Origin of the sequence: Aequorivita todarodis (assembly GCF_028561335.1) — a bacterium.
In the GTDB taxonomy this organism is placed as follows: Bacteria; Bacteroidota; Bacteroidia; order Flavobacteriales; family Flavobacteriaceae; genus Aequorivita; species Aequorivita todarodis.
Window position 1 is genome coordinate 1 of the sequence record NZ_JAQQTG010000020.1, and the last position, 25,049, is coordinate 25,049.

General features: G+C 41.9%; 17 protein-coding genes. 7 read left to right on the plus strand and 10 right to left on the minus strand.

Annotated elements, in window-relative coordinates; genetic code table 11:
- Positions 1–286 precede the first annotated feature (286 nt).
- Positions 287–1,561 carry a carboxypeptidase-like regulatory domain-containing protein gene (locus tag POV26_RS09210; RefSeq protein ID WP_272856188.1) on the minus strand — a complete coding sequence of 425 codons (1,275 nt, stop codon included), beginning with the start codon at positions 1,559–1,561 and terminating at the stop codon, positions 287–289.
- 214 nt (positions 1,562–1,775) lie between these two features.
- Between POV26_RS09210 and POV26_RS09215 the strand changes: the two genes are divergently transcribed.
- The gene (locus POV26_RS09215) at positions 1,776–2,654 is read left to right on the plus strand and encodes an alpha/beta fold hydrolase (RefSeq protein ID WP_272856189.1); all 879 of its coding nucleotides are present in this window, start codon (positions 1,776–1,778) and stop codon (positions 2,652–2,654) included.
- Positions 2,655–2,844: 190 nt separating this feature from the next.
- Here the strand turns inward: POV26_RS09215 and dnaK are convergent, their stop codons facing one another.
- The gene (gene dnaK, locus POV26_RS09220) at positions 2,845–4,761 is read right to left on the minus strand and encodes a molecular chaperone DnaK (protein ID WP_272856190.1); all 1,917 of its coding nucleotides are present in this window, start codon (positions 4,759–4,761) and stop codon (positions 2,845–2,847) included.
- Between the two features lie 311 nt (positions 4,762–5,072).
- Here dnaK and POV26_RS09225 point away from each other — a divergent pair, with 311 nt between their 5' ends.
- From POV26_RS09225 to POV26_RS09240, 4 genes are all read left to right on the plus strand, one after another.
- Complete coding sequence (locus POV26_RS09225; RefSeq protein ID WP_272856191.1) at positions 5,073–6,407, plus strand: T9SS type A sorting domain-containing protein; 1,335 nt, start codon at positions 5,073–5,075, stop codon at positions 6,405–6,407.
- A gap of 157 nt (positions 6,408–6,564) precedes the next feature.
- On the plus strand, positions 6,565–9,630 hold the full coding sequence (locus POV26_RS09230) for a DNA polymerase III subunit alpha (protein WP_272856192.1): 3,066 nt from the start codon (positions 6,565–6,567) through the stop codon (positions 9,628–9,630).
- A gap of 216 nt (positions 9,631–9,846) precedes the next feature.
- On the plus strand, positions 9,847–11,064 hold the full coding sequence (gene dinB, locus POV26_RS09235; RefSeq protein WP_272856193.1) for a DNA polymerase IV: 1,218 nt from the start codon (positions 9,847–9,849) through the stop codon (positions 11,062–11,064).
- 167 nt (positions 11,065–11,231) lie between these two features.
- Positions 11,232–12,656, plus strand: a complete 1,425-nt coding sequence (locus POV26_RS09240; protein WP_272856194.1) for an L-serine ammonia-lyase — start codon at positions 11,232–11,234, stop codon at positions 12,654–12,656.
- A gap of 2 nt (positions 12,657–12,658) precedes the next feature.
- Here POV26_RS09240 and POV26_RS09245 read toward each other — a convergent pair whose 3' ends face one another.
- Positions 12,659–13,123, minus strand: a complete 465-nt coding sequence (locus POV26_RS09245; protein ID WP_272856195.1) for a hypothetical protein — start codon at positions 13,121–13,123, stop codon at positions 12,659–12,661.
- A gap of 71 nt (positions 13,124–13,194) precedes the next feature.
- Here POV26_RS09245 and panB point away from each other — a divergent pair, with 71 nt between their 5' ends.
- Together panB and POV26_RS09255 are read left to right on the plus strand one after the other, a co-directional pair.
- Positions 13,195–14,013, plus strand: coding sequence for a 3-methyl-2-oxobutanoate hydroxymethyltransferase (panB, locus tag POV26_RS09250; RefSeq protein ID WP_272856196.1), 819 nt, complete (start codon positions 13,195–13,197; stop codon positions 14,011–14,013).
- A 160-nt stretch (positions 14,014–14,173) separates the two neighbouring features.
- The gene (locus POV26_RS09255; protein ID WP_272856422.1) at positions 14,174–14,872 is read left to right on the plus strand and encodes an RluA family pseudouridine synthase; all 699 of its coding nucleotides are present in this window, start codon (positions 14,174–14,176) and stop codon (positions 14,870–14,872) included.
- Here POV26_RS09255 and POV26_RS09260 read toward each other — a convergent pair.
- The 7 genes from POV26_RS09260 to pgi all read right to left on the minus strand — a co-directional run bounded on the left by POV26_RS09260 (position 14,869) and on the right by pgi (position 25,032).
- Positions 14,869–15,522: a response regulator transcription factor gene (locus tag POV26_RS09260; protein WP_272856197.1), complete on the minus strand. Its 654-nt coding sequence runs from the start codon at positions 15,520–15,522 to the stop codon at positions 14,869–14,871. The two genes, POV26_RS09255 and POV26_RS09260, sit on opposite strands and share 4 nt — an antisense overlap.
- Complete coding sequence (locus POV26_RS09265) at positions 15,522–16,319, minus strand: sensor histidine kinase (RefSeq protein WP_272856198.1); 798 nt, start codon at positions 16,317–16,319, stop codon at positions 15,522–15,524. The genes POV26_RS09260 and POV26_RS09265 overlap by 1 nt, the downstream gene beginning before the upstream one ends.
- Before the next feature lie 662 nt (positions 16,320–16,981).
- Positions 16,982–17,332, minus strand: a complete 351-nt coding sequence (locus POV26_RS09270; RefSeq protein WP_272856199.1) for a hypothetical protein — start codon at positions 17,330–17,332, stop codon at positions 16,982–16,984.
- Positions 17,333–17,612: 280 nt separating this feature from the next.
- Positions 17,613–18,737 (minus strand): DUF2891 domain-containing protein, encoded by a 1,125-nt coding sequence (locus tag POV26_RS09275; RefSeq protein ID WP_272856200.1) that lies wholly within the window; start codon positions 18,735–18,737, stop codon positions 17,613–17,615.
- Positions 18,738–18,867: 130 nt separating this feature from the next.
- Positions 18,868–21,735 carry a M16 family metallopeptidase gene (locus POV26_RS09280; RefSeq protein ID WP_272856201.1) on the minus strand — a complete coding sequence of 956 codons (2,868 nt, stop codon included), beginning with the start codon at positions 21,733–21,735 and terminating at the stop codon, positions 18,868–18,870.
- 101 nt (positions 21,736–21,836) lie between these two features.
- Positions 21,837–23,378 carry a YifB family Mg chelatase-like AAA ATPase gene (locus POV26_RS09285; RefSeq protein ID WP_272856202.1) on the minus strand — a complete coding sequence of 514 codons (1,542 nt, stop codon included), beginning with the start codon at positions 23,376–23,378 and terminating at the stop codon, positions 21,837–21,839.
- 79 nt (positions 23,379–23,457) lie between these two features.
- Positions 23,458–25,032 carry a glucose-6-phosphate isomerase gene (pgi, locus tag POV26_RS09290; protein WP_272856203.1) on the minus strand — a complete coding sequence of 525 codons (1,575 nt, stop codon included), beginning with the start codon at positions 25,030–25,032 and terminating at the stop codon, positions 23,458–23,460.
- Positions 25,033–25,049 lie beyond the last annotated feature (17 nt).

Consider the following 25,049-nt stretch of genomic DNA (forward strand, 5'->3'; position numbering starts at 1 on the left):
GTTGTAGGATTGAAAATTGGTATTCATATCTTTGATTGTCAGTACTTAAAGATAAAAAATAACCAATTTTTAAGCAAGCTTTTTAATAGAAAAAGCCGCCCCAGGTTTTGAGACGGCTTCTTTTTTTGAAATACAGTGGGACCGATGGCAAGCTATCATGAATAATTTTAAACAATACACCGAAAATTATTGATGGTGCTTCAATTAAACTTCAATAAAAAACTGCCCAACGGTATTATCAGCTGTTGGGCAGTTTTCATTTTCGCAATTACTATCAACAATACTTTTAACCCTTGTTTCGTTCCAACTTCCGTTGAATTTTATTGATTGCAGATTCTATGGATTCTTCGGGCTCGATAACGTTATAGGGTCCCCAAAAATCTGGGTCGGAAAAGCCGGAAACCGCATCGCTCATGACCACTGTGGGTTTCAACTTTTTCTCAATACTTGCCTTGGAGCCGGCAGCATTGTTTTCCCAGTCGGTTACAGCCATTTCGGTAGCCAACGTATAATTGGTATTGAAAAGTTTTCCTCTTTGGTCCACTTTAAAGGTAAGTTGCATATTGCTGTAGCCATAATACCATTTTCCGTCCTTTTCGCGATAATCTACGTGATATGAAGTTTCCAAAGGATAGACGTTGATGTCATTGGGCTTCTTTTTCACAAACAACTTACTCGCTTCTTTTTCATTTACGATCTCCAAGTTGTAGCTCGCACTGGCCAGTGCCAATGTTTCGGCATCTATGTACAATGTTCCTTTGTAATACGCATCAGCATACCTTTCCTTCTGTAAAAACGAAACCACAAATACCGGCCTGCTGTTGATCGTGCTTGGTGGCTCGAAATTGTAGGTATAGTCGCCAATGGTCTCATTGGTAAAAAGATATTCGGGATATTTCATCACATCTAAGTACAAGGCTGCAAATGGCCCGCCCTGCAACTTAAATGCCACGGTATCCAAACGTCTGTAATCCGTGCTTTTTCGGGCTTTGTGCAATTCTATCACATCTTTGGAATTGGACGTATAGGGTTGTCTATAAAGATTTACGACCGCTTCGGTAATGGAAACATTCCTGTTTCGTCTTTTAATGGTTTCCCTGTAAAAAGCGGTCATCACCGCCGGATCGTTCAAATTGTTTTCGGCTTTCTTCTCAAAAACCTTTTTTACCAAGGCTTCCGCATTGAGGTATGTAGCAATATTTACCTCTGAAAGCTGTGTTATTTTTGGCTCTAGCGCAATCTTGTTTTCCTTTTTTGAAAGTGTATTAAGGGAAATTTCCTTTGGTTGATACCCCAAGAAATTAAATATTAAGCTGCCATCGGTCATATTTTGCGGAACCTTCAACACAAACTTTCCTTCAATATTACTGATGGTGCTGATGTTGGTATTTTTCAAATTTACACTTACCGCCTCCAGGGGCTCTTGGGTGTTGCCGTCAGTAATCTTTCCCTTATATTCCAAGTGATTTTTTAGTTCCTGTGCTGTAACTGTAGGTGCCAAAACTACCAAGAAACATAGCAGGACCGTAGTGGAAAGTATTTTTGAAATAGTTGTTTTCATAATAGAAGGTTTTAAATTTGTACGCCTAAGTGAGCATCCTCTCTTTAAGAATGTACCCTAAAGATACGCCCTAAGCACCTAACTTTTAATTTGGCACGGCATTGATAACTAAATAATTATAATTCTTTACTTCATTTTAAGCGTTGGGTATGGTTTGCAGGTTTTGATAACGTTCCTTCGCAGTGGTAGGAAGTTCCCTTTATTATTTATGACGATGAAAATTATAGTTTTACTTTTCTCCATCTTTACCCTTCAAGGCCCTGCGATGGTTGGGCAGAATTCATCTTTGGAAAAGACAGCCGAGAATTATCTCAAAATAAAGGACCATCATATTTATTTTGAAGTGGCCGGAAATGGAAACCCAATCATTTTAATACACGGCGGCTATCTGGACCATAGCATTTGGAACAGCCAAGTGGAATATTTAAACCGCAACGGATACAAAACCATTGTTTTTGACGATCTGGGTCACGGTAGCACCGTGAATGGCGAAGAGGAACTTTACGGTTATGAAATTATTGAACAGTTGCGCAGCCGGCTGAAACTTGATAAAATAAGCCTTGTGGGGCTATCATGGGGAGCAATGCTCGCTGTGGATTATAGTCTGAAATATCCCGAAAACGTAGAAAAACTCGTATTGATTTCACCGGGAATGAACGGTTGGGACTATTTCAAGGATTCGCTGGCACAGCAAAATTACGACCTTCGACAACTTGCCAGAAAAAAGAAACAGAAGGCCTTGTTTGTAGAATATTTCCAACGTAATTGGTCCGATGGCCCCGGCCAGCCCGCCACACGATTAAAGCAACCCGTCCGGCGTTACATAGAACAAATTATGTTACAAAATGTAAATGCGCATTGGGACGAATCGTGGTCCAAGCTCTCAGACAATACACAAATAAATACCTTAATGGCAAAAACTTTGCTGATTACAGGACGATTGGATGCATTGGACATTCATGAAATCGCCAAAAAATATCATCAAAATATTTACAATTCACAATGGACGGAAATCAAAAATGCAGCGCACACCCTTGTTTTGGAAAAACCACAGAAAACGAATCGGTTGCTCGGAAGGTTTTTAGAGGAATAGTAATCCTCTTATCCTCCTCCGTTATGGAGATAAAAGGTTATTTAAAGCTATTGCATATCTAAAGAGTAGGATATTATTTCTGTTTATGATAATCTTAAATTTTCATTGAAACTCTGAAATAGAAATAATCATTAAAAAAAACCGCAACCCTCTCAGGCTGCGGTTTTCACATTAATCTATTTCTAAAAACTTATTTTACTTCTTCAAAGTCAACATCCTCAACGTCGCTGTTTTCCGCGCCGCCGCCTGTGCTTCCCTGCTCTGCTCCTGCTCCGGCATCACCGGTTGGGGCACCTTGCTGGTCTGCCTGGGCTTTGTACATTTCTTCTGAAGCAACTTTCCAAGCTTCGTTAATCTTATCCAAAGCTGGCTGAATATTGCTCACCTCTTTGGTTTCGTAAGCTTTCTTCAACTCTTCCAAAGCTTCCTCAATTGGCTTTTTCTTATCATCAGATAATTTATCGCCAAACTCTTTCAGTTGCTTTTCAGTCTGGAAGATCATTGCGTCTGCTTCGTTCAGTTTTTCAACTTTTTCTTTCGCAGCTTTATCGCTTTCAGCATTTGCCTCGGCATCTGCTTTCATCTTTTTGATTTCCTCTTCGGTCAAGCCGGAAGAAGCCTCAATACGGATGTCCTGCGTTTTGTTTGTAGCCTTGTCGGTAGCGCTTACTTTAATGATACCGTTGGCATCAATATCAAATGTTACCTCAATCTGTGGCACCCCGCGCTGCGCTGGTGGAATTCCGTCTAAGTGGAAACGACCGATTGTTTTGTTGTCGTTCGCCATGGGGCGCTCCCCTTGCAATACGTGGATTTCAACACTGGGCTGATTATCTGCCGCAGTAGAGAATACCTGACTTTTCTTGGTAGGAATGGTAGTGTTGGCCTCAATCAATTTGGTCATTACACCGCCCATAGTTTCAATACCAAGTGAAAGTGGGGTTACATCCAAAAGAAGTACATCTTTTACATCTCCGGTCAATACACCACCTTGAATTGCGGCACCAACAGCCACAACTTCGTCTGGGTTTACTCCTTTGTGTGGTTTTTTTCCGAAGAATTTTTCAACGGCTTCCTGCACCGCAGGAATACGGGTGGAACCACCTACAAGAATTACTTCGTCAATATCGCTTTTGCTCAAACCGGCAGCTTTCATTGCGGTTTCGCAAGGTTTCATGGTTCTTTTTACAAGATCTTCGATCAATTGCTCAAACTTCGCACGGGTCAGCGTTTTTACCAAGTGTTTTGGTCCGCTGGCGGTAGCCGTAACGTATGGCAAGTTTATTTCGGTTTGCGCTGCGGAAGAAAGTTCAATTTTTGCTTTTTCGGCGGCTTCCTTCAAACGTTGCAGTGCCATTGGGTCTTTGCGAAGATCAAAATCTTCTTCTTTTTTGAATTCATCGGCCAACCAATTGATAATCTTTTGGTCCACATCATCACCTCCCAAATGGGTATCACCATCTGTAGCAAGTACTTCAAAAACGCCGTCCCCCAATTCTAGGATACTAACGTCATGCGTACCACCACCAAAGTCAAATACCACTACTTTTTGGTCGGTTCCCTTTTTATCAAGACCGTACGCTAGAGCTGCCGCAGTGGGTTCGTTGATAATACGTTCCACTTTAAGACCGGCAATTTCACCGGCTTCCTTGGTTGCGTGGCGCTGGCTATCGTTAAAATATGCAGGAACGGTAATTACCGCACGGGAAACGTCCTGTCCCAAATAATCCTCGGCGGTCTTCTTCATTTTCTGAAGGATCATCGCGCTCAATTCCTGTGGGGTGTACATACGTCCGTCAATTTCTACACGGGCGGTATCGTTATCGCCTTTTACCACTTTGTAGGCAGCGCGTTCCGCTTCACTTTTTGATTCGGAATATTTGTTCCCCATAAATCGCTTAATGGAGCTGATGGTCTTTGTAGGGTTTGTAACGGCCTGGCGTTTTGCAGGATCCCCTACTTTAATTTCGCCACCTTCCACAAATGCAATTACGGAAGGAGTTGTTCTTTTTCCTTCGGCGTTAGGAATAACCGTTGGCTCGCTACCTTCCATCACGGCAACGCAGGAGTTGGTTGTACCTAAGTCGATTCCAATTATTTTACTCATCTCTTTTATTTTTATTGTTTATTATTATTGTTTATTAATGTTCAAAACTATTTGTCCCTCGGGTGCTGGGCCTTTCCATAGGCTCAAGCTAAACGGAAACCGAAGCACGGTCTGTCTAAGTCAATGATTGTGCCAGCGGAAGGTTTCTGACAAGGTGGCAGAACTGGAAACTTTAAACTATTTTTAATGATGACATTAATTTATTTTTTCGATATAAGCATAAAGTGTAGTTAAGCCTTATAAAATTAATCCTAATGCATAGATCAATGAAAACAAGACTATTTTTAATCTTGGCCTTTTTTTTAACCATAATGTGTAACGCGCAAATAAGTTTTGATCCCCGTCTTTTAATTACGGACAATGACACCATTCAGGGGGTAGAAACGGCAATTTCCGCAGATATGGATGGTGATGGTGATGAGGATGTGCTTGTCACTTCGTGGTTTGCAGATGTTATTGCTTGGTATGAAAACCTTGATGGAAATGGAAATTTTTCCTCATTTAAAAGAATTACTGGAGGAATACTTATCGATGATCCAAATTTTATACAAGCGGCGGATATGGATAATGATGGCGATCTGGATGTAGTTGTAGCAAATTGGGGATACGATCCCAATATTTCCTGGATTGAGAATTTAGACGGTCAAGGAACCTTTGGTAACGGCCACCCCGTTACAGAATTACATTACGCATTGGTCGTGCACCCTGCCGATATAGATAATGACGGCGATATGGATCTCGTGGCCGTAGGGGATTATCACCTTATTTGGATGGAAAATTTGGACGGATTGGGCAATTTTGGTCCACAAATAATAATCTCTGATTCCATATCAGTTTCGGAAGCATTTGAAGTTAGTGATATAGACGGAGATGGCGATTTGGATATAACCTATGCCGACTCTGTGGATAATATGGTGGTATGGTACGAGAACACAGACGGACAGGGAACATTCGGCCCACAACAAATGATATCTGATCAGACCAATGGAACAAGGACAGTAATAACCAAGGATATGGATCATGATGGCTATCTGGACGTTGTTTCTACTTCCTTTCCAAATGGAATTGTCTGGTTTAAAAATATGGATGGCCAAGGCACTTTTATGACAGCCCAAATGGTTTTTGCAACCGCTGAGCCTATTTACGAAATATGGGTTGAGGATCTTGACGCAGATGGCAACAACGACGTAATTGCCGCAAACAATGAAGCGGGAAAAATAAGTTGGTTTAAAAATGATGCCGCAGGAAATTTTGGGACTGAACAAATTCTTCTTACAGATTTGACAGGCGTATCCTCCCTTTTTACCGATGATTACAATGGCGATGGCAAAATGGATATTCTTACCGCCTCATTCGATTTTAATGACACAAAAGTTATTTGGTTAGAAAATCGTGGGCCATTAGGTATAGAAGAAAATTCAACCAACCTTTTTAGTATTTATCCCAACCCTACCAATGGATTGCTACATGTAAAATCTACCCTGCCTATTGTAGAAATAACCCTATATAACAATCTTGGGCAATTGCTTTTCACTTCCACAGAAAAAAATCAGGTGGATATTTCAACTTTAACAGAAGGAATTTATTTCGTGAAAATTATAAATGGAAATAGTCAAACTGAAACTAAAAAAATTGTAAAAAAATAGATTCATCTTCAAGTAGTCAGGAAATCTGAAGACAGAAATAATTATCAGAACAAATCCCAAATTCCAAAAGTCGCTTTTTTGGAATTTGGGATTTATTTTTTTGGAATTTCTTTTTGATATTGGATTATTTCCATAATTTTGGAATAAATCCAACGCTATGTTTTTGAATTGCCATACCTATTACAGCCTACGCTACGGAACCTTGAAAATCAATGACTTGTTTACTTTTGGAAACCAAAGCGGCATTGCTTCCATGGCGCTCACCGACGTCAATTCTACATCGGCAGGCTTAGAATTTGTCCGTCTCTCTTCCCAATACAATATAAAACCAATTCTCGGGGTAGATTTCAGAAAAGGCGCAAAGCAGCAATTTGTAATACTGGCAAAAAACAATCAAGGTTATCAGAATATAAATGATTATCTATCTGAATTTCTGCACTTACGCCAAGGTGCCGAAAACTTAAAAATTCCTTCCAAAGCGAAACAGCTTCCCCATACATTCGTAATCTATCCATTCGCTTCCTTTGAAGGGGAAATGCTTTTGGAAAACGAATTTCTGGGAGTAAAAATAGAAGACCTAAACCGGCTGAAATTTTCACCGTGGAAAAACAAGCAGCATAAATTGGTAGTCTTGCATACGGTAACTTTCAAAGATAAAAAGGGATTCAACACACACCGATTGCTGCGCGCTATCGACAACAATACCTTGCTTAGCAAATTGCCCGCTTCGGAACAAGGCAGTGAAAACGATATGTGTATTCCCGTTGCAAAACTGAAAAAAGTCTTTGAAGAGTTTCCGCAGCTTATTGAAAACACAGAAAACCTGCTGCAGTGCTGCACTATTCATTTCGATTTTTCAAAAGAGACTACGTGCAACCAAAAATCCTATCTCAGAAACGAGGAACGCGATTGCCGTTTATTGAGAAACTTGGCGTATAGAGGCATTCCCTATCGCTATGGAAGACCTTCAAAAGCAGTATTGTCGCGCATAGAAATGGAGCTGGACATCATTCAAAAGAAAGGTTTTGTTTCCTATTTTCTCATCAATTGGCGCATTTTGAAATACGCCCGCAGCAAAGGCTATTTTTACGTGGGGCGCGGCAGCGGAGCCAACAGTATTATTGCCTATCTACTTCGGATCACCGATGTAAACCCTATAGAGTTGGACCTTTATTTTGAACGGTTCATAAATTTATATCGAAAAAATCCGCCCGATTTCGATATCGATTTTTCGTGGCAGGACCGCGATGACATTATCGATTTTATTTTCAAAACATTTAAGAACACAGCCCTTATTGCCGTTTATAACACCTTTAAGTTTAAAGCTTCGGTTCGCGAATTGGGAAAGGTTTTTGGGCTTCCCAAAGAAGAGATCGATAAACTTTGCACACAGGACTGCAATTTTAAAACGCTGGACAAACTTTCGCAATTGGTACTTGTTTACAGCCAATACATTCAAGGGTTTCCCAACTATCTGGGTATCCATGCCGGCGGCATTTTGATTTCAGAAAAACCAATCCACCATTACACCGCCACCTTTATGCCGCCCAAAGGCTACGCCACCACGCAGTTTGACATGGTAATTGCAGAGGACATAGGACTTTATAAATTTGATATTTTAAGCCAGCGCGGGCTCGGAAAAATAAAAGATGCGGTGGAAATAGTGAAATACAACCATCCCAAAAAAAGACCTATTGACATTCATGATATAAAGCGTTTTAAGGAAGATGCGCGCATCAAACATTTATTGCGGAATGCACAGGCAATCGGCTGTTTTTATGTGGAATCGCCCGCAATGCGCATGTTGATGAAAAAATTGCAGGTAGATGATTACTTGGGGTTGGTGGCGGCAAGTTCGGTAATTCGGCCGGGCGTTGCCAAAAGTGGGATGATGCGCGAATATATCTTGCGCCACCGTTTCCCCGAAAAGCGCCGGGAAGCCCATCCGGTTTTGCTGGACATTATGCCCGAAACCTACGGGGTTATGGTCTATCAGGAAGATGTTATAAAGGTGGCGCACCATTTTGGCGGTCTCGATTTGGGCGAGGCCGATATGTTGCGAAGGGGAATGAGTGGCAAGTTCCGTTCGCGGGAGGAATTCCAAAAAGTGAAGGACCGGTTTTTTGAGAATTGTAAAAAGGACGGAAAACCCGAATCGCTAACTGCTGATATTTGGCGGCAGATTGAAAGTTTTGCGGGGTATGCCTTTGCCAAGGGTCATTCCGCTTCATACGCGGTTGAAAGCTACCAAAGTTTGTTTCTGAAAGCCTATTTTCCCTTGGAATATATGGTGGCTACGCTCAACAATGGCGGAGGTTTTTACAGCGTGGAACTCTATGTGCACGAAGCGCGAATGCACGGCGGAAACATCCTGCAGCCCTGCATAAACTGCAGTTTTGGCGAAACTGTTATCGACGGAAGGGATATTTACATTGGTTTAAGTTTTCTTCAGTCCCTTGAATCGAAACTTATTGAGAAAATTGTTTCGGAACGCACTAAAAACGGTGCTTTTGAAAGTTTGGATGATTTTTTGGAACGCGTTTCCATCGGGATGGAGCAGGCCGCCATTCTTATAAAGATAAATGCCTTCCGTTTTACGGGAAGAAATAAACGCGAACTGCTCTGGGAAGCCTATATGAAAATCAACAAAGTGAGTTTTGAGCAAAATGTGTACACGCTCTTTAAGACCAAAAAGATTGATTACAAAACCCCTTCCCTGCCGCACACGGCGCTGGAGGATGCTTTTGATGAAATGGAGCTATTGGGGTTTCCGCTGTGCAGTCCTTTTGAATTGCTTGCAAATCCTTCCGAAAATAAATTACGGGCCGCACATCTTCCACAGTTTTTAGGAAAAACAATAACTATTGAAGGATACTTGATAACAACTAAAAGAACCCGCACCTCAAGAGGCGATTATATGTATTTTGGAAATTTTGTGGACCGCGATGGCCATTTTGTGGATACGGTACATTTTCCCCCGGTTGCCAACCAATATCGCTTCCGCGGAAAAGGAATCTACAGCATAACCGGCAAAGTGATTGAAGAATTTGATTGCATAAATATTGAAGTTTTAAAAATGGAGCGATTGGCGATAATCCAAGATCCGCGGTATAGTCCAAGCCCCCTAACCCCTGCCTACGTGTCTCCGGCAGGCAGGCCCGAAGGGGGAACTGTTACGGATAATAGCCGGAAGACGATAAGAGGTAAGACCGCTGCGCTATAAGACGTAGGACGTAGGACTAAAAAAACACAAGAACAGAACCCGAAGGGTTCAAGTATTTATAGAAAACATTTGTTATCCGGAGGTTCGACCCCGATGGGGTCGCATACCTATTTGTCCATCTTTTTTCTATAAATATGTAATTCCTTCGGGATTGTCTCAGCTTGTTCATGCTGTCTTACGTCCCACGTCTTATCGCCCTAAGTCAATTTTTTAAAAATGAACGACAAAAGAAACATAGTGCATATGGATTTGGACACCTTTTTTGTGTCCTGCGAACGCTTGCTGGATCGCAAGTTAATTGGCAAACCTGTATTGATAGGCGGTACCAGCGACCGGGGCGTGGTGGCCTCGTGCAGTTATGAGGCGCGGAGCTTTGGCATCCATTCGGCCATGCCGATGAAGTTGGCGCGGCAGCTTTGCCCCGAAGCCATCGTGGTGCGGGGCAATGCGGGCATTTACAGCAAATTTTCTGATACGGTTACAGACGTTATAAAAGAAAGCGTACCGCTCTATGAAAAATCGTCGGTAGATGAATTTTATATCGACCTTACGGGAATGGACAAGTTTTTCGGTTGCGAAAAATTAGCTTCGGAATTACGGCAACGTATTATCAGAGAAACCGGATTGCCCATTTCCTTCGGACTTTCCGTTAACAAGACCGTTTCAAAAATTGCTACGGGCGAGGCAAAGCCCAACAACCAAATCCATATTTTAAAAGGCACCGAAAAACCCTTTCTTTCCCCTTTATCGGTAAACAAAATTCCCATGGTGGGTCAAGTTACCTACCGGGCCTTCTGCGATCTGGGCATAAAACAAATAAAAACAATACAAGAAATGCCCGTAGAAATGATGACCAAAGTTTTTGGAAAGAACGGGCAGACCATTTGGCAGAAAGCAAACGGTATAGACAATACGCCCGTAGAGCAATATACCGAGCGTAAATCCATATCTACCGAACGCAGCTTTGACCGCGACACTACCGATGTGAAAAAACTGGAAGGCATCATCATTGCGATGGCCGAGAATCTGGTTTTTCAATTGCGGCGGGGCAATAAGCTTACTGCCTGCGTTACTTTCAAAATACGGTATTCCGATTTTCAGACCTATACGATGCAGCAGAAAATACCCTACAGTTCCGCAGACCATAAAATTATTCCCGTGGTAATGGAACTGTTTAAAAAATTGTACCAGCGCCGATTGTTGGTGCGGATGGTGGGCGTTCGCTTCAGTCATTTGGTGGAAGGCGGTTTCCAGATAGACCTTTTTGACGACAATGAAAAAATAATCAACCTCTACCATGCGATGGACAAGATGCGCGACCGTTACGGCGACCGGGCCGTGATGCGCGCCGCCGGAATGGAGGCCAAGAGCATCGGCCGCTGGAACCCGTTTACGGGTACGCCGCCGCCGCTGTTGCCCAATAGAAGGAGATAAAAGCCTCCGAGCCCCTGCCTGCTTGCCACTTCGGCAGGCAGGCCCAAAGGGGAATCTTAAAATATTGATCAAATCTTCTAAAAAGAATACATCATTTAACTTTAGGCACTTAAATTCCCAATTCAGTACAAAATAAGATGCTATCTTTGTTTTTAAAAGAAATTTGAATGGAAAGTATCAGCGTTTTTGACATGTTATCGATTGGCGTCGGGCCGTCGAGTTCGCATACATTAGGTCCGTGGCGCGCAGCCTTGCGATGGATTGAGGAACTGAAAGAAAAAAATCAATTTGAAGACGTTGTGGCAATTTCAGTGGATCTCTATGGCTCGTTATCATTAACCGGAAAAGGGCATGCTACAGATATTGCGGTCATGCTGGGATTGATGGGGTTTGACCCCGAAACCTTTCCCATTGAAGATATAGAAAAAGAAATTGATTTTATCAATTCAGAAAATAAATTGAAACTGAACGGCGAATTGGAAGTTCCCTTTTTTCCGAAGCAAAACATCATCTTCAACCGAAAGTTTTTAGAGTTTCACCCCAATGGAATGACTTTTAGGGCCACATTGAAGGATGGCTCCAAAAAATCTTCTTCCTTTTATTCCATAGGCGGCGGATTTACTGTAAAAGAAGAGCGCAAGAACAAAAAGATTAAACTTGATAAATTTGCGAAATTTCCATTCCCCATTGAAAAAGGAACGGAGCTTTTGGCATATTGCAAGGCTGAAGGAAAAAGCATTTCTGAAATAGTACTCGAAAACGAAAAGTCATTGCGAAGCGAAGCCGAAATAAATGACGGTCTAAAGAAAATCTGGGATGTCATGCTCGATTCCATGTACGTTGGCGCCCATACGGAAGGTACTTTGCCGGGCGGGCTCAACGTTACGCGAAGAGCTTTCGATATGAACAGGAACCTAATTGGCGATACTAAGTATTCAAATGCGGAAGAATGGATTGGCGCCATTAGAAACACCGAGGTAAAATTCCGTCAGATTTTAAAGTGGGTTTCGTGTTTTGCATTGGCCGTAAATGAAGTGAATGCTTCGTTGGGACGCGTGGTTACAGCGCCAACCAACGGAAGCGCAGGGGTAATTCCAGCCGTGATGATGTATTATATGGTAATCGAAAACCACGATGCCAACTTTGAGGATGTCCGTAAATTTTTGCTCACCTCGGGTGAAATTGGCAGTATTTTCAAAAAAGGCGCTACCATTTCAGCGGCGATGGGCGGCTGCCAGGCAGAGATCGGCGTTTCCTCCTCCATGGCCGCCGGTGCCCTGTGTGAACTAATGGGCGGCACGCCCGAACAATGCCTGATGGCCAGTGAAATTGCAATGGAACATCATTTGGGAATGACCTGCGACCCCATTGCCGGCTTGGTCCAAATTCCGTGTATTGAACGCAATGCGATGGGTGCCATTAAAGCCATAAATGCCTGTGAAATGGCTTTGGACAGCGATCCTTCAAAGGCAAAAGTGCCACTCGATAAAGTAATTGCAACCATGTGGGAAACGGCCAAGGATATGACCTCTAAATACAAGGAAACCAGCGAGGGCGGTCTTGCCGTGCAAGTGAATATTAGCGATTGCTAAAATTATTCCTTCTTACAGCTCCCAATGCGCAAGGAATCTATAATGTTCAGAATCTTCCAACTCTCGTCCGTATATACCAGCGTAAATGAATTGGCGCCACAATGGTTGAATTTTCCGTCCAGATAATACTCATAAGGTGCCCAAACGTGCGCAAGATTACCGTCGCTATTAACAATAAAATCGGTCAATTGCTCATCCCAATTCAGCTCTTTTCCCTTTGTGGCTGCATACAGAAGCAAATTTGAAGCTCTAATATACATTAGAATATTTTCCTGCTCGGTATCAAGATAGGCGCGATTCATGGTCATATTGGGGTGCATCACCGATTTCATTTTTAGCGTGTCGCCCGCACGATACCCATCCATAAAAATATTGATGATTATTTTGGCATTTTCCGTAGAGAGCGATTCTTGGCCAAAACTCTGGGCTGCCATTAAAATTGAAAAAAGAAGGAATACAGATTTCATCTTGAAAATTTTACTTGGTTACTCTTCAAAAATAGTACTTTTACATTTTATTAAAACCAGTTTTAGAGAATATGTCAACAGCCAAAAAAGAATATAAGCGCATCACTACCAAAACTTTGGTAGATATGAAAAAGAAGGGTGAAAAAATCTCCATGCTAACGGCCTATGATTTTACCATGGCCAAAATCGTTGACAGCGCCGGAATAGACGTAATTTTGGTAGGCGATTCTGCTTCAAACGTTATGGCAGGCCATGAAACCACCCTGCCAATAACCTTGGATCAAATGATATATCACGCAGCATCGGTAGTTCGGGCTATTGAGCGCAGTTTGGTGGTGGTTGATCTACCTTTCGGAAGCTATCAAAGCGACCCAAAGGAAGCCTTGCGTTCTGCCATTAGAATCATGAAAGAAAGTGGCGGCCACGCAGTAAAGCTTGAGGGCGGCAAGGAAGTAAAGGAATCGATAAAACGCATTTTGAACGCGGGAATCCCCGTAATGGGGCATTTGGGCCTAACGCCACAATCCATTTATAAATTCGGGACTTATACCGTTCGGGCGAAAGAGGAAGAAGAAGCTGAAAAACTGATTGAAGACGCTATCTTACTGGAAAAAACGGGCTGTTTTGCAGTGGTCCTCGAAAAAGTGCCGGCCAAATTGGCCAAAGAAGTTGCCGAAAAAATAAGCATCCCCGTAATTGGGATCGGTGCCGGAAACGGCGTTGATGGCCAGGTTTTGGTAACCCACGATATGCTTGGGATGACCCACGAATTCAATCCGCGTTTTTTGCGACGCTACCTCGATTTATATACCGAAATGAAAAACGCTTTTAGCCAATACAGTACAGACGTGAAAAGCGGTGATTTTCCGAACGAAAATGAACAATACTGAGAGGAAATTTCAAACAAAATTCCAAATAGCAAATTCCAAATTCCAAAGTATATTTTTTTCGAAACTAAACCTTCTAAACCCATAAACTCCTCAACTCATAAACCCATAAACCCATAAACTCATAAACTTTTAAACCCATAAACTTTTAAACCCCATACCCATTAATCCAAAAACACACAGCAACAAAGACAACCTTCAAGTTCTGTTTGAAGACAATCATTTAATTGTGGTCAACAAACGCCCGGGCGATATTGTGCAGGGCGACAAAACGGGCGATGCCCCCCTTTCAGAGGTTGTAAAGGAATATATTGCAGAAAAGTACGCCAAGCCGGGTGCTGTTTTTCTTGGCGTTGTCCACAGGTTGGACCGTCCCACAAGCGGGATTGTGGTTTTTGCAAGAACTTCAAAAGCATTGACGCGGTTGAACAAAATGTTTTCTGAAAGGGAAACAGAGAAAATATATTGGGCCATCGTTAAAAACACGCCTCCAAAAATCGAAGATACACTTACACATTATTTAAAAAGAAACCCAAAGCAAAACAAATCCTATTCCCATACCAAAGAAGTGCCGGACAGCAAAAAAGCGGTGCTTCATTATAAAATTCTGAAAAAACTGGACAATTATTATTTATTGGAAGTGGTTCTCGAAACCGGAAGGCACCATCAAATCCGGTCCCAGCTTTCGGCTATTGGTTGCCCCATAAAAGGAGATTTGAAATACGGTTTCGACCGAAGCAACCCGGACGGCAGCATTCACCTTCACGCTAAAAAGTTAACGTTGATCCATCCGGTCCAAAAAGAAAAAATCACTATTGAAGCGCCAACGCCCGAAGATTCGGTTTGGAATGCTTGCAATTAAAGCTTTATCAAATTTTTCTTCAAAGCAAAAATCACCAATCCTACCCTGTTCTTAATTTTAAGTCGGGTGAAAAGATCATGTCTGTAACCGTCAATAGTTTTAGGGCTCAGCTTCATTACTTCCGCAATTTCTTTGTAAGTCATTTCAGAACAGGCCAATTGGATGAAGGTAAGTTCATTTTCCTTAAAATCCATCAACCCCAACTCTTCATCGGGATTTAAGGAATGCAGAAGGGTTTCGGAAACTTTTTCGGAATGGTAATATCCTTTATCTATCAATTCCTGCAGGGCGGTGTTTAAAATTTCCGGGTGAATGTCTTTCAGCAAATATCCTTTTGCACCCTTGCGCAACATTCTCAATATGGTCTGCTCCTCATCTTCCATAGAAAGTGCCAGGGTTTTTATTTTTGGATGGTTTAGCGTCAGCCATTCAGCCGTTTCAAAACCGTCCATTACCGGCATATTGATATCGAGCAATACGATGTCTGGCAAATCACCTTCTTTTTCAATGCGTTCCTGTAATTCCACCCCATTTTTTGCGTGGAAAAGCACCTTAAAGTTGGGAAATGAATTGATGAGCTTTTCCAAAGAACCGGCAAAAAGGGAGTGGTCGTCAACTATGGCTACGGTATGTTTTTTTTCTTGGGTCATTATATGCTTTTATATGGGTATTTTATAGACAACCTTGTACCCTTTCCTATTTCTGAAATTATGGAAAATTCTGCATTCAGTAGCGCAGCGCGGCTATGCATTGTTTCCATTCCGGAACTGTCAGTTTTGTACGAGGTATCAAAACCAACACCGTCATCTTCGGCAGTTATTTCCAGTGTTTTTTCTTTATAATCTAAATGTACGAATAATTTTGAAGCCTTTGCGTGTTTGATAACGTTTGATAGGAATTCCTGAAGGATTCGAAAGACAATGATTTCACTGGCACTGCTCAATGGCACGATATCGCCAGAGATTTTTAAGGACGCATTTAAATAGTCCAAACGGTTAAACCGGTCCAGTTCCACTTGCAGAGATTTTAGCAATCCATTTTTCAGGACCACGTCATTGTTTAAAACTTTAGAAAGCGACCGAATTTCCTGTACGGTCTCCTGCACTACCCCCTTTGTTTCCTTTATTTGGGCGTGATACGTATCCGGGGCTGAATTCATCAGAACATTCAACTGGATATTGGCTACCGAAAGCAACTGGCCCACATTGTCGTGAAGTTCCCAAGCTATGTTTTTCAGGGTCTGTTCCTGGATTTCTATCTGCGAATTGGCAAGTTCTCTTTGGTAGCGCTTTTCGGCTTCATAACGCTCTTTGAGAAATTTGTTCTTACGACGCTGAAAAGCGACAACTACAACAATTGCGAAGACCGCAAAAAACAATAGTACCGCTATAAAGTAAACTATTAAAAGTTTCTCTTGGGGAAGTAAGGGTCCTTTTTCCGTAAGCATATTAAAAATCCAGCTATATATATGGAATATAACAAGTAGTTAGTCCCAAAGATAACCTGTCTGTACAAACTGACAAAGCTGGGGTCAACGGAATTACTATAATAGATGCTATAAAGAAATAATGGCGTGGTGCAGAGATGGAAAATCAGCGCTCCCACCGAAACATAGAAGGGCACACTTTTATGAACCTGCAATATTTGATCGCTCTTTAGCAATTCCAAATAATAAAAAGCGATACTCAGGAAGATTAGCAAGGTTCCCAAAATATTGGAGATTGGCATGAATTTTACGAAGAATTCTCCCGAAAAAATAATTTCCAAAATACTTACTGCCAAAAACACAACCGAAACACGATTAAGGATGACAATAGATTTTTTGGCAGACAAGTACCACTTAAAATAGTTGATGTAAAACAAATAACTAATAATGGAATAAATATTACCCCACCAATAATTGCTTTCGAAGGAAGTTCCCTTCAAAAATTGCAAAAAACCCGTATTCACGAAATAGGCATACCAACTAAAAAGTTCGGAAAAAACCGTAATACCCAAAAACCAAACCAGATAGAAAGTAGGTTTAGATTTATTATTTCGATAATAAAATATGCCAATTAGGAAGGCAACGATTTCTAAAAAGTTTGAGAAAAAACCAGCTATCACCTATTAATAATTTGTTGGCGGAAAACCGGTAATACTTCGGTTTAAAGGTTCTAAATTATAATTATTTGGAGAGCCTAAGGTAACCCCATTGGTAGGTGCTAAAAATACGGTTGCCTTATCATTAGTAGCGCTATCATAAGCTGCAAAATAAATGCGAACGCCGGGTTGGGCACCCAAACCCGAACCGGCTTTTATATAATCCAAAAACTGTTGAAGCTCAGCTACACTGAATAAAAACTCGCGCGTATCCGCAGACCCCATGGCCCGCTCAATATCCACAGCCCGTGTTGCTACCCAGTTATCCTGTAATTGCCTTGCTTCGGCCACGGTAATACAATTTGATGGTTTTGACATAATTGAAATTGTTTTATTGGTTATATATGCAACGAATGTAACAAAAACAATCAAATAAGCATTTTTTAAGCGCAATAAACAGGGAAAATCCCTTTCTAAAAAAGGGTTTTTCCTGTGAAACTGTAAGAGCTTTACTTACATGCAAAAAAAGTAAAAAACCCCTTACCGCTTACCGTAAAATACTGTTTTAAAGAACGTTGACGCAACATTTGATTATATTCTTCCAAAAAAGGTTGTCCGTAAATTGTATGTAACGTAGAAGACTGTTCTAATTTAGAACCTATCCTCCGTGCAATATATTCAAAGCATAAATGGCGAAACTGCCCAACCAGTGGCCGCCCTCATAACTATCGCCCACCAAGTTTGGATAGGAATAGGCCACGTGTTCGTTCGCCAGATTTTCAAGGTGTTTGTATTTTGGATATTGCTTCGCCAAACCATAAAAAACCCAAGCCCTGCTGAAATTCAACCCGTCCAAATGCACTAATTTGCCATCGGTACGGTCGCTTACCTCCCCTACTTTTAAATGATAATTTTCATCTGCAAGTTGTGGCAAAAATGTATCTATCCAACTTATAAATTCCTCCGAAGAAAGCACACGCCGCATAATATCAACTTCTTCGAGACAAGGCGAAAGAAAATCATAGCCGCTGGGTTCCCAAGTAATTGGACAGTTTTCATCGTTTATATAAAAATCACGGGCGCGCTTTTCAATTGACGCTTTTAGTTCAATATCGCCAACAGCTTCTGCATAATCATAAGCGAAAGTCAATCCAAAGGCCGTGTTGGTGTGCTCGCCCACCCGGATTGGATAATTCAGTTTGGGAAGAAATTCTTTGTAGCGAAGCACGATAAAGTCTGCCAATGGTTTCAGGTTTTGTTCCAAATCCTTCGCCATTGGGTCGTCCCAATTGTGGAGTTCTTCGGAAAGTTTCAACAGCCAAGCCCAGCCGTAGGTTCTTTCAAAGGATTTATTGATGGGTTTTTCAAAAAAGGCAAGCTCGGTCGCAACGTTTTCGGCAGTGATTTTTTCTTTCAGCAATTTTCTAACTTCCTCGGCTTTGTCCATTTCCGGGAATTGTTTCAGCAATGTAACCATAGACCAATAGCCGTGGACGGCACTGTGCCAGTCAAAGCAGCCATAAAATATGGGATGGACAGCGATCGGTTCAACCAAATCCTTTTCACTTTCCAAAGTTTCGCCCGGCTTATAGGGATATTCGGTGCCAACGCAATGTAGGGGAAGCTCGATCAGTTTATTGGCTTCAGCCAAAGTAAAGGTTGGTTCTGGGAATTTCTGGATGGACATTTCTTCCTTTTTAGAAATTTTTGAGCTATCTTCTTTCTGGTCTTTACAGGCAAAAAGAAGGATTACGGAGAAAAAAAGCAGATAGAATTTTTTCATAAAACTTTAGAATTTGGATAAAGATACTGAAATAAAAAAACCACGAATGAACGAATACCTGCAAGGTTTGCAAAACCTTGTAGGTTTTAATTATTCGTGCATTCGTGGTTAAATATTACCAATGGAACTTTTACATTTTCACATCCTCAAGCTCCACTTCCTCTCCATTTTTGTCGAGAAGCTTCACTTCGTCAAAGCCCATATTCTTAAATTGCTCAAATTGGGTAGCGGCATCGCCAACCACCAAATAGGCCATTTTGGAAGCGTCCAAATATTTATTGGCCAATTCCTTGTGCTGTTCCAAAGTCATATTTTTGATGGTTGCTTCTTCCTTTTCAATATAATTCGCAGGAAGACTGTATTTATTGATTTCCTGCAACATTCCCAATAGCGAGCCTTGGGTTTCAAAACGGCGCGCGTTCGATTTTATGAGGGCATTTTTCGTAAACTCAAGGTCTTCGGGCGAAATGCCATCTTTGTATTTTGAAATCTCATCCTTAAAAATTTGAACGGATTCGCCCGTGGTATTCGTCCTAACACTTGAAGACGCAGTGAAAGTTCCGGGGATTTTACTACCGCTAAAATTGGTCCGGGCGCCATAGGTATATCCTTTTTCCTCGCGCAGAATTAAATTTACATTACCGGAGAAGGAACCACCCAATTTATAATTCATCACTTCCGCTGGATAGAAATCGGCATCGGTTCGTGGCAGGGCAATGTAGCCGATATTGATTACCGATTGTTTGGCGTTGGGCATATCCACAAAGTAAAGTGAAGCCTTATCCCTATTGTTTGCAATTGGATATTCGGGAATGGTTACTTCTTTTGCGGGCCAACGCTCCTCCAAAGCTTTCAAATCCTTTAAAACCGCATCTTTTCCAATTTTCCCAACAACTTGGAAGGTGCTTATTGAAGGTGAAAAGTTTTTGTTGTAATATTCCTTTAAATCGTCCATCGTGATGGCTTTTACAGATTCCACAGTTCCCTCGGTTGGATAGCTGAAAATATGATCATTGCCATAAAGCACTTTGTTATAAACTCGATTGGCTACTGCATTTGGATTGGCATCCGAACGCTCAATTTGGTTGATGGTTTTCGTTTTGATACGACCCAATTCCTCTTCATCCCAACGCGGTTCCAAAAGGATTTCGGTTACCAGATCCATCGTTTTGTCGAAATTACGCGTCAAGGTGTTTCCGCGTATCACGATAGATTCATCTGTTGTGTACATATTGATGCTCGCGCCCAAAAGGTCAATGGCTTCTTCCAACTCTTCCGGGGTTTTGTTGGCCGTGCCTTCCATCATTATATCGCTCATCAGGTTTGCAACGCCGTTCTTTTTCATATCGTCCAGCAAGTGGCCGCCTTCAATCACCAAACTGAAGTTTACGGTGGGGATTTCATTTTGTTCAATTCCCGAAACTTTTATCCCGTTTTGCAAGCTCGCGGTCCACATTTCAGGAACGTTGAGTTCTGGCGCAGGACCCTGTACAGGCGGTTTTGAACGGTCAAAGTTGGAAGGGGTTTTTACAATTTCGGTAGTCGCTTCCTCCACTTTTTTGGTTACGTTCTCTTTAATTTCTTCCTCAACCACATTTGCCTTTTCAGAATTCTCCGCAATCAGGTTAAGCTGTCCTTTAGGAACAAAACTCGTCATAACGTACGGTTTATCTTTTATGTATTTGTTGTAAACCCGCATGACGTCTTCCTTCGTAACTTTTTTGATGTTTTCGATATCTTGGGTAATAAAACCGGGGTCGCCTGCAAAAACATTATATCTGGCCAGCTGAAACGATTTTCCCAAAACGCTGCTAATTCCATTATAAAACTGGGTTTCTAGGCCTGCCTTGATTCTTTCAATATCGCGATCGGTTACGCCTTCTTTTTCAAAAAGTACAAAAGCTTCCTTAATTCCACTTTCAATAGAATCCAGATCCACACCGTTATTCGCGGTGATTGAAATTTGAAAATCGCCAGCCAATTCACTTGAATTGTTATAGGCCGTCGTTCTTGAAGTTAAATCTTTCTCTTTTACCAAAACTTTATATAAGGCCGCCTTTTTTCCTTGGGAAAGGATTTCTCCAAGAAAATCTAACGCATAAGCATCTTCAGTGTATTGTTGCACGGTTGGCCAAACCATATTGAGTTGCGGTGCGGTGGCAAAATTATCTTCGTGATAAAGCCTTTTGGTTTCCGAAAGTGTAACAGGCTGTGGCTTTAGCGGCTCCACTTCTTGGCGGCGCTTTATTTCCCCAAAGTATTTTTCAATCATTTTTTTGGCCTCTGCCGTGTCAAAATCGCCTGCCAAAACCAAAGTGGCATTGTTTGGACCGTAAAAGCGATCATAAAATTCCTTTACATCTTCCACGGTCGCATTTTGAAGATCTTCCAATTCGCCAATTACCTGCCAGTTGTACGGATGCCCTTCGGGATAAAGTGCTTTGTCAATTACCCAACTGGTGTGGCCATAAGGGTTGTTGTCCACGCGCTGGCGTTTTTCATTTTGAACTACTTCCTGTTGGTTGTAAAAAGCAGCTTCGGTTACTGTGTTTATTAAAAAGCCCATACGGTCGCTTTCCAGCCACATTACGGTTTCCATTGCGTTTTTGGGAACAACTTCATAATAAATTGTTCCGTCTTTCCAAGTTCCGCCATTCAGCGTTCCTCCGGCATCTTGGATGGTTTTGAAGAATTGATCTTGCGGCACGTTTTCAGATTCCTGAAAAAGCATGTGCTCAAACAAATGGGCGAAACCGGTTCGCCCGGTTTTTTCACGATTGGAACCTACACCGTACTGAATGGCGAGTGAAACAATAGGGTCGCTTTTGTCTTGGTGAAGGATTACATCGAGCCCGTTTTCAAGTTCATATTTTTCAAATGGAACGGAGAGTTTTGCGCTTTCATCATCTAAAGTAGCTTTTTCATTTTTACAGGAAATGGCAAAGAGAGCAACGGTAGCCAAAGCCACGAAGCTCATTTTAAGGGAAGTTTTAAACATAATGAATTGATTTTTTAGGAAAGTTTTAAAGATACAATGGGAAGTGACTTTTCGTCTTAAAAAAAAGTTAAAACGAAATTGAAGTTACTGCGTTTGAAGTATTACCCAAACCACCCATCCCGATCCAAACTCCTATATTGAATGGCCTCAGAAATATGGTTGCCATTAATTTCTTCGGAACCTTCCAAATCGGCGATGGTGCGTGCTACCTTTAAAATACGGTCATACGCGCGGGCGGAAAGATTCAACCGTTCCATCGCGGTTTTTAAAAGTTGCAAGGAAGCTTCGTCCAGCTTGCAGAATTGACGGATTTGTTTCACGCCCATTTGGGCATTGTAATGTATATTCTCAAATTCCGAAAAGCGCTTGGCCTGTATCTTTCGGGCATTGGTAACCCGCTCACGAATTACAATACTGGATTCGCCACGGCGTTCCTCGCTCAATTTTTCAAACGGAACGGGCGTAACTTCTATATGAATATCAATCCTGTCCAAAAGCGGGCCGGATATCTTGCTCAAATACCGTTGCATTTCCGCTGGCGAAGACATTACCGGCGCATCGGGATCGTTAAAATAACCACCGGGACTTGGGTTCATACTTGCAACGAGCATAAAACTGGACGGATAGGTTACAGTGAATTTTGCCCGTGAAATGGTTACATCGCGGTCTTCCAAAGGTTGTCGCATTACTTCGAGAACGCCGCGTTTAAACTCAGGCAACTCGTCCAAAAACAGAACGCCGTTGTGCGCCAAACTTATCTCGCCCGGCTGCGGATATTGCCCACCGCCGACGAGGGCAACGTCGCTTATAGTATGATGCGGGCTTCGGAAAGGTCGCGAGGTCATAATACCACCCCTTTCCATCGTGCGTCCGGCAACGCTGTGGATTTTTGTGGTTTCAAGACTTTCCTGCAAGGTCATTGGCGGTAAAATACTTGGCAAACGTTTGGCGAGCATTGTTTTTCCCGAGCCGGGCGGACCGATCAAAATAATGTTGTGGCCCCCGGCTGCAGCAATTTCCATACAGCGTTTTATGGATTCCTGTCCCTTTACATCTGCAAAATCGTGTTCGGGATGTTCAAGATGGTCGTAGAATTCAGCTTCCATATCCACCTCGGTTTTTTCGAGGGGAATGTTTTCGTTAAAAAAATCGATTACTTCCTTTATATTCTCAATTCCATAAACTTCGATGCCTTCTACAATTGCTGCTTCTTTTGCGTTCTGTTTCGGAAGGATAAATCCTTTAAAACCTTCTTCTTTCGCTTTTAGGGCGATTGGCAAAGCACCGCGGATAGGCTGCAGATTTCCATCCAAAGAAAGTTCGCCCATGATGATATATTCCGAAAGCGGGTTTTGGGCTATAATCTGTTCCGTGGCAACGAGGATTCCCATCGCTAAGGTAAGATCGTACGCAGAGCCCTCCTTCCGAAGATCGGCGGGCGACATATTGAGGATCAATTTTTTCCCAGGAATTTTATAACCGTTGTTTTGAAGGGCGGCGGCAATCCGGAAGTTGCTTTCGCGGATGGCATTGTCTGGCAGGCCAACTAAATGATAACCTATTCCGTTGTCAACATTTACCTCTACAGTAATAGTAGTTGCTTCCACGCCAAAAACGGCGCTACCATAAACTTTTGTAAGCATAACTCAGTATGTATAAACGGGGAGTTTACAACTGAAAGATACTAAAAATGTTTGTAGTGTAGGGTTTGTGGTTTACAGTTTATTGCAATTTTTTTAAAAATTGGGTCAAAAGTTTTTCCGTGGATGAATTCTTTACAAGGGAAGGATTATTTTCTTCAATAGCATTCAAAGTATCATTTGCAACCGTTTTTCCCAATTCCACGCCCCACTGGTCGTAGCTGAAAATGTTCCAAATAATGCCTTGTACAAAGAGTTTATGCTCGTAAAGGGCAATGAGGCTTCCGAGGTTTTTTGGGGTCAATTTTTTTATCAAAATTGAATTGGTTGGTTTATTGCCCTCGAAATTTTTAAATGGATTTTCAACTTTTTTAGCGAACGTTCCCTCCCAAAGGGCCTCGGTTTGGGCGAAGAAATTGGCCATTAAAATATTGTGATTGTAACTATTGCCGTGCAATGGTTCACTAAAACCTATAAAATCCGTCGGGATCAGTTTTGTACCCTGATGCAACAATTGAAAAAAGGCGTGTTGCGAATTGCTGCCCACATTTCCCCAGACAATCGTCCCAGTTTGATAGTTTATTTTTTTACCGTTTCGGTCCACGCTTTTGCCGTTGCTTTCCATCACGGCTTGTTGCAGGTACGGAACCAATTTTTGCAGATATTGCGAATATGCAACAACCGCCTCACTTTCCGCTTTAAAAAAATTATTGTACCAAACTGAAAACAAGGCAAGTAAAACTGGAATATTTTTATCGAAATCTTCTTTTTTGAAATGATTGTCCATTTCAAAAGCACCTTTCAGCAGTGCTTCAAAATTTTTGAAACCTATGGCGCAACAGATGGAAAGACCCACGGAGCTCCAAAGTGAAAACCTACCGCCCACCCAATCCTGCATCGGGAAAATGTTTTCTTCGGAAATGCCGAAATCCTTTGCGCCTTTAACGTTAGCAGAAACGGCTACAAAATGTTTTTCAATATCCGCTTCCGAAGCATTTTTTAAAAACCAATCTCTTACAACCGAAGCATTCGCAATGGTTTCCTGGGTTGTGAAACTTTTGGAAACGATAATAAAAAGGGTTGTCTCGGGATTTAAATTTTTAAGCTTTTCAGCTACATCATCGCCGTCAATGTTTGCGATAAAATGGGTCCGTAAATTATTTCGGTAAAACTGGAGTGCTTCGGTAACCATTTCCGAGCCCAAATGGCTGCCGCCAATGCCGATGTTTACGACGTCAGTAACCGCTTTTCCCGTAAAACCTTTGTGCGAACCGTTAATTATTTCTTCGGAAAAATGCTTCATTTTTTGAAGTGTGGCTGCCACTTCCAACTTCATATTTTCAAAATTGCGAAGCGCGGTGTGAAGCACTGCCCTATTTTCGGTCTCGTTTATCTTTTCTCCAGAAAATTGTTGGTTTATGGCTTCCTTCAACTTTACTTCTTCCGCGAGGTTTATTAAAAGTGAAAGCGTTTCGTCGGTAATTCTGTTCTTTGAACAATCCAAATAAAAATCCTGCCATTCAATCTTAAAACGGTCTGCACGACTGGGATTTTTTGAAAAAACATCCTGCATCTGCAGCCCTTTCATTTCTTGAAAATGGGCTTCAAGTGCTTTCCAAGCTTCGGTTTTTGTGGGATTTATTTTGGGTAAGGACATTTTGATTGACGATTTAC

Bases quoted from the DNA above. Each gene is read 5' to 3' on its own strand.
- POV26_RS09210 (WP_272856188.1), bottom strand. From the start codon at position 1,561: ATGAAAACAACTATTTCAAAAATACTTTCCACTACGGTCCTGCTATGT.
- POV26_RS09215 (WP_272856189.1), top strand. From the start codon at position 1,776: ATGAAAATTATAGTTTTACTTTTCTCCATCTTTACCCTTCAAGGCCCT.
- dnaK (WP_272856190.1), bottom strand. From the start codon at position 4,761: ATGAGTAAAATAATTGGAATCGACTTAGGTACAACCAACTCCTGCGTT.
- POV26_RS09225 (WP_272856191.1), top strand. From the start codon at position 5,073: ATGTGTAACGCGCAAATAAGTTTTGATCCCCGTCTTTTAATTACGGAC.
- POV26_RS09230 (WP_272856192.1), top strand. From the start codon at position 6,565: ATGTTTTTGAATTGCCATACCTATTACAGCCTACGCTACGGAACCTTG.
- dinB (WP_272856193.1), top strand. From the start codon at position 9,847: ATGAACGACAAAAGAAACATAGTGCATATGGATTTGGACACCTTTTTT.
- POV26_RS09240 (WP_272856194.1), top strand. From the start codon at position 11,232: ATGGAAAGTATCAGCGTTTTTGACATGTTATCGATTGGCGTCGGGCCG.
- POV26_RS09245 (WP_272856195.1), bottom strand. From the start codon at position 13,123: ATGAAATCTGTATTCCTTCTTTTTTCAATTTTAATGGCAGCCCAGAGT.
- panB (WP_272856196.1), top strand. From the start codon at position 13,195: ATGTCAACAGCCAAAAAAGAATATAAGCGCATCACTACCAAAACTTTG.
- POV26_RS09260 (WP_272856197.1), bottom strand. From the start codon at position 15,522: ATGACCCAAGAAAAAAAACATACCGTAGCCATAGTTGACGACCACTCC.
- POV26_RS09265 (WP_272856198.1), bottom strand. From the start codon at position 16,319: ATGCTTACGGAAAAAGGACCCTTACTTCCCCAAGAGAAACTTTTAATA.
- POV26_RS09270 (WP_272856199.1), bottom strand. From the start codon at position 17,332: ATGTCAAAACCATCAAATTGTATTACCGTGGCCGAAGCAAGGCAATTA.
- POV26_RS09275 (WP_272856200.1), bottom strand. From the start codon at position 18,737: ATGAAAAAATTCTATCTGCTTTTTTTCTCCGTAATCCTTCTTTTTGCC.
- POV26_RS09280 (WP_272856201.1), bottom strand. From the start codon at position 21,735: ATGTTTAAAACTTCCCTTAAAATGAGCTTCGTGGCTTTGGCTACCGTT.
- POV26_RS09285 (WP_272856202.1), bottom strand. From the start codon at position 23,378: ATGCTTACAAAAGTTTATGGTAGCGCCGTTTTTGGCGTGGAAGCAACT.
- pgi (WP_272856203.1), bottom strand. From the start codon at position 25,032: ATGTCCTTACCCAAAATAAATCCCACAAAAACCGAAGCTTGGAAAGCA.